Annotated in this window: 9 protein-coding genes and 1 pseudogene; 5 read left to right on the forward strand and 5 right to left on the reverse strand. The window is 66.4% G+C overall.

Annotated elements, in window-relative coordinates:
* The 3 genes and pseudogenes from AB3X43_RS07980 to AB3X43_RS07990 all read right to left on the reverse strand — a co-directional run.
* Window positions 1–249, reverse strand: a pseudogene (locus AB3X43_RS07980) (hypothetical protein); the annotation flags it as partial.
* Between the two features lie 183 nt (window positions 250–432).
* Window positions 433–2,475, reverse strand: a complete 2,043-nt coding sequence (locus AB3X43_RS07985) for an alkaline phosphatase (protein WP_369429322.1) — start codon at window positions 2,473–2,475, stop codon at window positions 433–435.
* A gap of 72 nt (window positions 2,476–2,547) precedes the next feature.
* Window positions 2,548–3,048, reverse strand: a complete 501-nt coding sequence (locus AB3X43_RS07990) for a hypothetical protein (RefSeq protein ID WP_369429323.1) — start codon at window positions 3,046–3,048, stop codon at window positions 2,548–2,550.
* Between the two features lie 214 nt (window positions 3,049–3,262).
* Here AB3X43_RS07990 and AB3X43_RS07995 point away from each other — a divergent pair, with 214 nt between their 5' ends.
* The 5 genes from AB3X43_RS07995 to AB3X43_RS08015 all read left to right on the forward strand — a co-directional run bounded on the left by AB3X43_RS07995 (window position 3,263) and on the right by AB3X43_RS08015 (window position 8,210).
* Window positions 3,263–4,279, forward strand: coding sequence for an ABC transporter substrate-binding protein (locus tag AB3X43_RS07995; protein WP_369429324.1), 1,017 nt, complete (start codon window positions 3,263–3,265; stop codon window positions 4,277–4,279).
* Between the two features lie 26 nt (window positions 4,280–4,305).
* Window positions 4,306–5,139 carry an ABC transporter ATP-binding protein gene (locus AB3X43_RS08000; RefSeq protein ID WP_369429325.1) on the forward strand — a complete coding sequence of 278 codons (834 nt, stop codon included), beginning with the start codon at window positions 4,306–4,308 and terminating at the stop codon, window positions 5,137–5,139.
* Entirely contained in the window at window positions 5,136–6,026 is an 891-nt protein-coding gene (locus AB3X43_RS08005; protein WP_369429326.1) for an ABC transporter permease, read from the forward strand. The genes AB3X43_RS08000 and AB3X43_RS08005 overlap by 4 nt, the downstream gene beginning before the upstream one ends.
* 77 nt (window positions 6,027–6,103) lie before the next feature.
* The gene (locus AB3X43_RS08010; protein WP_369429327.1) at window positions 6,104–6,781 is read left to right on the forward strand and encodes a response regulator; all 678 of its coding nucleotides are present in this window, start codon (window positions 6,104–6,106) and stop codon (window positions 6,779–6,781) included.
* On the forward strand, window positions 6,771–8,210 hold the full coding sequence (locus AB3X43_RS08015) for a sensor histidine kinase (protein WP_369429328.1): 1,440 nt from the start codon (window positions 6,771–6,773) through the stop codon (window positions 8,208–8,210). The genes AB3X43_RS08010 and AB3X43_RS08015 overlap by 11 nt, the downstream gene beginning before the upstream one ends.
* Window positions 8,211–8,256: 46 nt before the next feature.
* Here AB3X43_RS08015 and AB3X43_RS08020 read toward each other — a convergent pair whose 3' ends face one another.
* The gene (locus AB3X43_RS08020; RefSeq protein WP_369429329.1) at window positions 8,257–9,294 is read right to left on the reverse strand and encodes a hypothetical protein; all 1,038 of its coding nucleotides are present in this window, start codon (window positions 9,292–9,294) and stop codon (window positions 8,257–8,259) included.
* On the reverse strand, window positions 9,291–9,532 hold a 242-nt coding region (locus AB3X43_RS08025; RefSeq protein WP_369429330.1), incomplete at its 5' end, for a hypothetical protein. The genes AB3X43_RS08025 and AB3X43_RS08020, both read right to left, overlap by 4 nt.

Raw genomic sequence — 9,532 nt, forward strand, 5'->3', positions numbered from 1 at the left:
CCAGTGCCTGACCAGCGGTGTCGTCAGTGGCAAGGCGGCCACCTGTCCCAGCGCGTGCCACGCCAGCAGCCATCCGATGGTGGTGGTGGTGTGGCCCGCATGCGCCAGGCGCAGCGCACTCAGAGGGAGCACCGTGCCCAACGCCAATCCGACCATGGCGATCGCGCCGGTCAGCCCCCAGAAATCACGTGGCACCGGCCCGGAGGCGGGCACAGCCAGCGAGAGGGGTTCATGGGACGCAGCGGACAAACGTGGACTCCGAAGCCTGGTGATCTGGCTTCGAGCTTATGGGCGCGTGCGTGGCGGGGATCGCCGGATAAGCCGAAGGTGAACCACCTCGGCTGATCCGGGGAGGTTCACCGCGCGTCCATCGTGGCCTGTGTCGGATGAACTTCTGTCAGACGGAACCGTGGCGGTGGCCCGCCACATCGATTACCGCAGAGTCGACGCTTTCTCTTTCTTCTTGTGGGCAGGGGCGCCGTGGTCGAACGGCACAACGCCCCGAACAGCCGCCTGCGCAACCTTGAAAAATACGTCCGTGTTGTCAATCACACCGGTGAACGCATACGCCCCGGGGCCGAACGCCGACAGGGGCACATCGGTTGCCGTGTGCACGGCGCTTTCGCCAGGCACTTGTCCCGTGACGAGGAAATTGCCCCCCATCTTGCGCGCGAAGGGCATGGCCGGATAGGTCGACAGCGGCTCTTGCTTGACGAAGGGCTGCTGGCTGTCCTGCAGCGGCAGCGGGCTGGTGCGCCAGTCCTCGTAGCGGTCGGCGTTGGCGCCATAGCCCACCAGCAGGCGGTAGTCGATGTTGGTGGTTTCGGGGTAGCCGTCCGCCGCCAGGGTGTAGCGAGGAAAGCCTGCCTGCTCGTAGACGCCGACCACCGGATCGCGGACATTTTCCTTGCCGCCCTTGGCAATCTGTTCGACCAGTCGCGCATCGGTCAGGCGCGAGCCGCCGATGAGCGCTGCGCCCGAGCACTCGTGGTCGGCCGTGACGATCACCAGCGTGTCGCCACGCCGCTCGGCATAGTCGCGCACGAGCTTGACCGTGCGGTCGAACTCGATGGTGTCGAGCATCCAGCGCTCGGTGTCCATGTTGTGCGCCTGCTTGTCGATCGACGCCCCTTCCACCATCAGCACGAAGCCCTTGGGCTTGCGGTCCAGCACCGCCAGGGCCTTGGCCGCCATTTCGTCGAGCATGGGTTGGTCAGGCAAGCCGTAGTCATCGACCACACTGCCATTGACGCCCGATTTCCGGCCCCGGCGACCGTCGATCTTGTCGAGCGCGACATTCATGTTCGACAGCGCGAACAGGCCCAGCAGGGTGTCGGTCTGCTTCGGGTCGATGGCGTCCAGCGCGGTGCGCGTCGGCGCATAGCGGAAGCCGCTCTTCTGGAACTCGTCCAGCAGGTCGCGGTCCTTGTCCATGGCCCCAGGCGACGCCCCCCAGCGGCGGGGGATGTCGGCCGTGTGGGCGTCCGTGGCCGAGAAGGCGTAGTCGGTCTTGTCGCCCCGGGCCGAGCCTGGTGTCGTGGCCGGCAGGAACCACTTGCGCCCGCCGCCCATGAGCACCGACAGACCTGTCAGTCGACGGTCGTCGAAGAACTGGTCGACGATGCCGGTGCCCGCCCCACGAAAACTCGTGTGGACCGCATTGCCGGCCGGCGTGGCGTCGAACACGTCGGCGGTGGTGACGATGCCCAGCGCCTTGCCCTGGGTGCGGTGCAGGTATTCCGACAGGTACTCGATGCGCGGGTTGTCGAAGGGGTCGACCGTGTCGTCCGGGAACACGCCTTCTTCATTGTTGTTGTTCTTGTTGCCCGAGACATAGGCTGTCATGCCGGGGGACGAGTCGGTGACCACCGAGTTCAGCGACGACGTCTTGACCATGCCCGTGACCGGGAAGGTGTCCATCGCCAGGGGCTGGATGACCTTGCCCTGGGCGTAGCCACCGGCCACGATGCGCGCAGCCGTGCGCTGGGCGGCTCCCATGCCGTCGCCCAGCAGGATGATGATGTTGCGGATCTTCTGCCCGCCGGCCACCAGCGGCACGACCTCGAAGTTGCCCCGGGCGGTCACCGTCTGTCCGTCGCTTTGCGTGGCGAGCACCGTGAACTCGTGCAGGCCCGGCTTTTTCACCGAAACGGCCCGGGCCGTGACGATCATGGCGTTGTCGGGCACACCCTTGTTGCATCCGCTCGTGCAGGGGTGCAGCGCCACGGGGGCCTCCACCGCCTGGCCGTCGATCGCCAGCCGAGCCGACGTGATCGACCTGGAGGCCTCGTCGGGCCGGATGGTGGCCTGAAGATCAAAGCGCTGATCGGGCAGGAAGCGCGCGATGACCGGCGCAGGATTGCCTGACGAGAACAGCTCGCTGGGTGGGGTCAGCCGGCTCACAGTGGGTGCCGCGAGGGCGGGAAACGCGGCGGTCAGGGCCAGGCCCAAAGGCAGCAGGAGGCGTGACTTCATGTGGATGCGATGCCTGTTGAAGTGGGAAACAAAGGGAGAGCCGCTGAGGAGGACACCCGCTGTCCGGCGGGGTCACTCGGCAGAGGCCGACCGGGGCTCCAGCGCCAGGCGGACCCAGCTGACCCGGCCGTCGTCCAGTTCCTGGCGGCCCACGCTCAGCGTGCCCGTGAGCTGCAGCAGGCCACGGGTGCGCATGGGCGTGAGATCGCTTTCGGCGGGTGGCAGGATGACCACCACCGTGGACGGGGGTAGATCGTCGGCATCGCCATCGGCGTGTTCGCTCATCACCAGCGGGCGCGGGGTGAGGAAGAAGCGACCCGGGCGCGGGAACTCCTGCGCGACCATGTAGCCCGTGATGCGCACGCGCCGGCCGGCAGCTGCGCGCAGCTGGTCGGTGAGCTGCAGGCCCTCGATGCCGATGGGCGAGGCGAAAAACTCGCTGAAACGCAGCACGGTGACGGGCGTTGCGGGACGGGGCTCGACCTCGGTCGCCGAGGTGGGTTGCGCCGATACCGTGCCCATCCAGACGCCGAGCAAGGCCAGCAAGGTGACAAATCGGCAGTGCATGGGCATGGGATATCCGTCTGAGATCAAGTGGAGCACCACCACAATGCCACCGGTTCATGACGCTCTCGCGACAAAAGTGCCTGCCCCTCGCCGGTGGGAAGGGTTTACCTGAGCGGGGCTGAAAGCCAGCAGAAGGGACCAAGTGGCTATCGTGGGTACCAGTCGAGCGCAACGCGCATCTCCCCACACTGCGTCCCGACACCACCCCAAGGAGAACTGCATGAAGACGAAACTCGCTCGCCCCCTGCTCACGCTGCTCGCCTTTGCTGCTGCGTCCACCCTGGCGTCCAGCGCTTGTGCCGCCGACAAGGTGTCGATCATGGTCGGTGGGTATGAAAAGATCATTTACCTGCCCGCCAAGCTTGCCGAATCGTTGGGCTACTTCAAGGCGGAGGGCCTGGATGTCGAGTTGCTCAACGAGGGTGCCGGGGTCGATGCCGAAAACGAGATGCTCGCGGGCGCCGTCCAGGGTGTGGTCGGGTTCTACGACCATTGCGTGGACCTGCAGACCAAGGGCAAGTATGTCGAATCGGTGGTCCAGTTCAGCCATGCCCCGGGCGAAGTGGAGCTGGTCTCGACGAAGCAGCCGCAAGTCAAGTCCATGGCCGACCTGCGGGGCAAGAATCTGGGCGTGACCGGCCTCGGCTCCTCGACCAATTTCCTGAGCCAGTACCTGATGGTCAAGGCTGGTGTGCCGCTGGGCGAGTTCACCTCGGTGCCGGTCGGCGCCGGAACGACGTTCATCGCCGCCATGCAGCAGGACAAGATCCAGGCCGGCATGACCACGGAGCCCACCATCTCGCGTCTGCTCAAGACGGGCGAAGCACGGGTGCTGGTCGACATGCGCACGCTCGAAAGCACGAAGCAGGCCCTCGGCGGAACCTACCCGGCCGCGTCGCTGTACATGTCCACCGACTGGGTCGAGAAGAACCGTGACGCCGCGCAGAAACTCGCCAATGCCTTCGTCAAGACGCTGCGCTACATCAACACCCACACCGGTGCCGAGATCGCCGACAAGATGCCCAAGGACTTCTATGTCGGCGACAAGGAGGGCTACATCAAGGCGCTGAACGACGGCAAGGGCATGTTCACCGCCGATGGCGTGATGCCGGCCGGTGGACCGGAAACCGTGCTGTCCGTGCTGTCCGCCTTCTCGAAGAACGTCAAGGGCAAGACGGTCGACCTGTCCAAGACCTACACGACCGAGTTTGTCCGCAAGGCAGCCAGCGCCAAGTGATGGCAGGCACCCGACCGGAACGTGCCATGACAACTCCCAGAAACTCGGCGCCGGCGATCGAACTCGTCAACGTCAGCCGGCGCTTCATCACCCCCGACGGCAAGTCGGTGACGGCGATCCGCAACTTCAGCATGGTGGTCGAGCCCGGCGAATTTGTCGCTGTGGTCGGCCCCACCGGCTGTGGCAAGTCGACCACGCTCAACCTGGTCACCGGGCTGGCGACGCCGTCGGCCGGCCAGGTGCGGGTGATGGGCCAACCGGTCGAGGGCATCCATCCCGGCATCGGTTTCGTCTTCCAGACCGATGCGCTGTTTCCCTGGCGCAGCGTGATCGACAACGTGGTCGCGGGTCCGCTGTACCGGGGCATGCCGCGCGCCGAAGCCTATGAAAAGGCCCAGGCCTGGCTGGCACGCGTGCACCTGTCTGGTCACGAGACCAAGTTCCCGCACCAGCTGTCCGGAGGCATGCGCAAGCGCGTGGCGCTGGCGCAGACCTTCATCAACGAACCGCAGATCCTGCTGATGGACGAACCCTTCTCGGCGCTCGATGTGCAGACGCGGGTGATGATGCACGACGAGCTGCTGCAGCTGTGGGCGCACTCGAAGGCCTCGGTCGTGTTCGTCACCCACGACCTGGAAGAAGCGGTCGCGCTGGCGGACAAGGTCTATGTGCTGACCGCCGGGCCGGCCACGGTGAAGTCGGTCTACCCGATCGACATGCCCCGCCCGCGGGTGGCCAGCGAAATCCGCTACGACCCGAAGTTCATCGAGATCTCGCGCACGATCTGGGCCGATCTGCGCGAGGAAGTCCTGCGAAGCGCGTCGCGCGACGAAGCGCATGTACCGGAGATCGCAGCATGAGCGGCACCATCACCAATGCGGCAACCGGACCGAACCTCGCCTCGGCGCCGGTTCCCACCGACCGCGAGATCGAACTGCAAGCGGCCCGCAGCCGCAGCCGACGCACCATGGCGGTGTACTTCTGGCGCTCGCTGATCCTGGTTGTCCTGCTGGGCGGCTGGGAATGGATGTCGCGTGCCAAGGTCATCGACGAGTTCTTCTTCTCCAGGCCCAGCGACATCATGGCGCGCCTGGTGACCTGGAGCACCGAAGGCACCTCCGAAGGGCCGCTCTGGTACCACCTGTGGGTGACGATGGAAGAGTCGCTGCTGGGGTTCTTCACCGGGGCCATTGCCGGCATCGTCGCGGGCATCGCGCTCGGCCGCAACCGCATGCTCTCGGACGTGTTCTCGATCTACATCAAGGTCATCAACTCCGTGCCGCGGGTCGTGCTCGCGCCGATCTTCATCATGCTGTTCGGCCTCGGACTCACATCCAAGGTGGCGCTGTCGTTCGTGATGGTGTTCTTCGTCGTCTTCTCGAACGCCTTCCAGGGCGTGCGCGAGGCCGATCGGAACCTGATGGCCAATGCGCGCATCCTGGGCGCACGGGGCTGGCAGCTGACACGCACGGTGGTGATTCCCTCGGCGATGAGCTGGATCTTCGCGTCGCTGCATGTGAGCTTCGGCTTCGCCATCGTCGGTGCGATCGTTGGTGAATTCGTCGGTGCGCGGCATGGCATCGGTCTGCTGATCAACATCGCCAAGGGCTCGTTCGATGCAGCGGGCATGTATGCGGCGATCGTGCTCATCATGGTGGTGGCGCTGGCGGCCGAATACCTGATGACCGCGATCGAGAATCGCCTGGCCAGATGGCGTCCCGCGCCCCTGCACGAGGACGTCAACTAGACCACCAGCCCGGCCTGCCATGCAGCACGACGCTACAGTGGGCGGACTGACGAGACGCTCTCTCCACAAGGTCCGCAATGCGTGTGCTGCTGGTCGAGGACAACAACGTGCTGGCCGAGTGGCTCATCCGGGCGCTCGGCAAGGAGCGCTACAGCATCGACCGGGTCGGTGACGGCACGGCGGCCGATCTTGTCCTGCGCTCCGAGATCTACGATCTGGTGATCCTGGACCTGTCGTTGCCCGGGCTGGACGGGCACGAGGTGCTGCGCCGATTGCGCGGGCGCGGGGACGGGACTCCCGTCCTGGTCCTGACGGCGCACGACTCGCTGGGCAGTCGCGTGCGCCAGCTCGACAGTGGCGCCGACGATGTCGTGGGCAAACCCTTCGAGCTGGAAGAACTGGAAGCCCGCATGCGGGTGCTGGTGCGCCGTTCGGCGCGGATGGTCAATCCGGTGACGACCTGTGGCGGATTGCTGTTCGACAGCAATTCCCGCGAGATTTCGGCGCATGGCGTCGTGCTGCAGATGACGCCGCGCGAACGCGCCGTGCTGGAATTGCTGATGCTGAAGGCCGGCACCACGGTGCCCAAGCAGGTGCTGGCGCACAGCCTGTCGACGCTCGACGAAGCCGTGTCGCCCGATGCCGTCGAACTGTACGTGCACCGCGTGCGCAAGAAGATTGTCGGCGCCGGCGCCACCATCGTGACCTTGCGGGGACTGGGCTATGTGCTCAAGCCTCTGGACCATGGCACATAGCCTGCGTGCGCGGCTGCTGGTCTGGGTGCTGGTGCCATTGGCCGCGGCCGTGGCGATCGATGCCCGCATCGGCTATGTCGGTGCCGATGAGACCACCACACTCATGCAGGACCGGTTGTTGCTCGGATCCGCCCGCATGATCGCCGAAGATCTGCGTTTCGAGGACGGTGTGGTCCAGCCGACGATTCCGCCCGCAGCGATCGAACTGTTCCAGTCTGGTGGGATCGACCGGGTCTATTACCGGGTGACATCGCCCAAGGGCGAGCTGCTGATCGGCTATGCCGACCTGCCTGCACCGCAGCGCCCCGCCGCCAGCGAGGCACCGCGGTACGTGACCATGGCCATGCGCGGCGAGCCGGTGCGCATGGTCGTGCTGGTCCAGCCCGTGGTGACGCCGTCCGGGACCATGCTGCTGTCCGTTGAAGTCGCACAGACCCTGCGGGGCCACCGGCAGATGCTGCACAGTCTGTGGTTGCGCACAGTGGAGCCGCTGCTGTTGATTTGGCTGCTGGCCACCTTGCTCATCCTGTTCGGCTTGCGCCGCGGCCTGCTGCCGGTGACGCAGTTGCGAGATCTGATGCAATCACGAGACCCGGGGACGCTGGAGCCACTGAGCACGGCCGGCGTGCCATTGGAACTGGTGCCGCTGGTGGAGGCGCTGAACGACTACATCCGGCGCCTGGACCAGCACGCCAGCAGTCAGCGTATCTTCATCGAGAATGCGGCGCACCAGCTGCGCACGCCGTTGGCAGTGCTGAATGCGCAGGTGGCCACGGCCAGTCGCAGCCGTGACGATCGGGTGCGCGACGAATCGCTGGCTGCCATCCGTCAGACCGCGCACCACGCTGCGCGCCTCGTCAACCAGCTGCTCACGCTGTCGGTGGCGGACTCCGCCGCCAACCAGGCCGCTGCCGCGGCGCCCATCGATCTGGACGAAGTCGTTCGTGTTGCCCTTGAGAATGCGGCCGTCGCAGCGCAGGCCAAGGACATCGATCTGGGCTTCGAGCGACACGGTCCGATCCGACCGCTGTACGCCGATCCAGTCATGGTCCGCGAGGTGGTGTCGAATCTGCTCGACAATGCCATCCGCTATACGCAGCACGGGGGCATCGTCACTGTGCGTGTGCAGGCCCATGCGCAGGAGATCGAACTGGTGGTCGAGGACAACGGCCCAGGCATCGACCCGGCGTTGACCGAACGTGTCTTCGAGCGATTCTTCCGAGTCAACAATGGTGACGTCAGCGGTGCAGGGCTCGGGCTGGCGATCGTCCGCCAGTTCGCGCAGCGCATGGGCGCATGCGTCACGCTGGGTCCGACCGTCCACGGAGTCGGGCTGATGGTCTCCATGCGGTGGGATACCTCAGGCTTCGCACCATGCGCGCTCCGTGCGGGATCATGCCCACGAGAAAGCACGCCTGCACGCAGCTGATCACGCCCGCGAGATGTCCACCAGCTGGCGGATGCAGCCATCGGCTCTACCCGGGGTCTGGGCGCTGAGGCGGACTTCGCTGGCCCGTCTCCGCAGCACATCGTGGCACCGGACGCAGCAAATGCAGGCTGCAGATCACGGTTGCGTAGCCGAACATGGCGGCCAAGCCTGCCCGCAGCAGGCCGCGCACCCACATGTCGACGTGGGCCCCCGACAGCCCCATGCCGAGTATCGCTCCGAGCAACACGGCCGTTGCGGCGAACACCCCCAGAGCGATCAGTCCGGCCACCAGGACGCGCCGCAACCCCGCGTGCTGCGGTGGCTGTTCGGGCCGTGCCAGCGCCTGGCGCTGCGACCCGGCCAGCAGCGCCAACGTGGTGGCCCATGCCGCACAGGCGAGCCACTTGCGCAGGGAGGCCGCACGCGCATCCGTGACCCTGGTCTGCCAGTCGTTCAGTGTGGCCGGGTCGAGTGCCCCCTGGCCACTGGCGACGTCCAGCACCTGCCATGCGGCCCGGTTCTCCGCTGCGTCCAGCGTGGCCGTCACGCCGACGCAGACCACAGAGACGAGGGCCAGCCACAACAGGTAGCGCGGCAGCGAGCGGTGGCGGTCGCGGTCCGGTGGGTCGCCTTCTTCCGGTGGAACACTTGCGGCCAGGATCCAGCCCAGCGCCGCCAGCGCCAAGAGCACATACAACGGAATGAACAGGGCACTGTCGAGTCCGAGCAAGTCGCGGTGACGCGCGATGCGGGCCTCGATGCAGACCGCTTCGTCCAGAGACACCGGCACGCCTTGCTGCATCGCCGAGCGGCCGCGCAGCAAGGTGCTGACCTCGCCCGGCGTGCGCGCAAGTTCCAGCGACAGCGGTGCGATCCGGTCCGGCAACCCGTCGCCCGCCGTGCGACAGACCGGGTTCGCCGCCGGATGTCCGGCCGCTGCCACCATGCCAAGCACGGCGATGGCCGTCAGCAGCACTGCGACGAGCCAGCCGAGCGCGCGGCTGTAGTGCTGGTGCTGCTGCTCATCCGCCAGCATCCCTTCGTACAGGCCGGTGAACTCCTTGCGGGCATGTGCGAGCTTCATCGCGTCCCCCGGTCCTCGAAATCACCGGGGCCAAGGCGAATCAGCCTGCGCAGCCTCGACAGGTTGCTGGTCAGCGCCTGCTCGGCCAGCGTCGGGTGCGGGCCAAACCCCGGCATTTCCGCCGAAGCTTGGCCGAGGCGATCGAGGCTGCAGGCGTCGAGGGCCCAATTCATCGAGGGCTGCGCGGTGTGTTCGTGGCAGGAGGCCAGTCCGAGCGCCTCGTCCTGCGTCGTGCGCC

Source organism: Sphaerotilus sp. (assembly GCF_041083715.1).
GTDB lineage: Bacteria > Pseudomonadota > Gammaproteobacteria > Burkholderiales > Burkholderiaceae_C > Sphaerotilus.

Excerpts from the sequence above, each read along its gene's own strand:
- AB3X43_RS07990 (WP_369429323.1), bottom strand. The coding sequence starts at position 3,048 with ATGCCCATGCACTGCCGATTTGTCACCTTGCTGGCCTTGCTCGGCGTC.
- AB3X43_RS07985 (WP_369429322.1), bottom strand. The coding sequence starts at position 2,475 with ATGAAGTCACGCCTCCTGCTGCCTTTGGGCCTGGCCCTGACCGCCGCG.
- AB3X43_RS08005 (WP_369429326.1), top strand. The coding sequence starts at position 5,136 with ATGAGCGGCACCATCACCAATGCGGCAACCGGACCGAACCTCGCCTCG.
- AB3X43_RS08020 (WP_369429329.1), bottom strand. The coding sequence starts at position 9,294 with ATGAAGCTCGCACATGCCCGCAAGGAGTTCACCGGCCTGTACGAAGGG.
- AB3X43_RS08015 (WP_369429328.1), top strand. The coding sequence starts at position 6,771 with ATGGCACATAGCCTGCGTGCGCGGCTGCTGGTCTGGGTGCTGGTGCCA.
- AB3X43_RS08010 (WP_369429327.1), top strand. The coding sequence starts at position 6,104 with ATGCGTGTGCTGCTGGTCGAGGACAACAACGTGCTGGCCGAGTGGCTC.
- AB3X43_RS08000 (WP_369429325.1), top strand. The coding sequence starts at position 4,306 with ATGACAACTCCCAGAAACTCGGCGCCGGCGATCGAACTCGTCAACGTC.
- AB3X43_RS07995 (WP_369429324.1), top strand. The coding sequence starts at position 3,263 with ATGAAGACGAAACTCGCTCGCCCCCTGCTCACGCTGCTCGCCTTTGCT.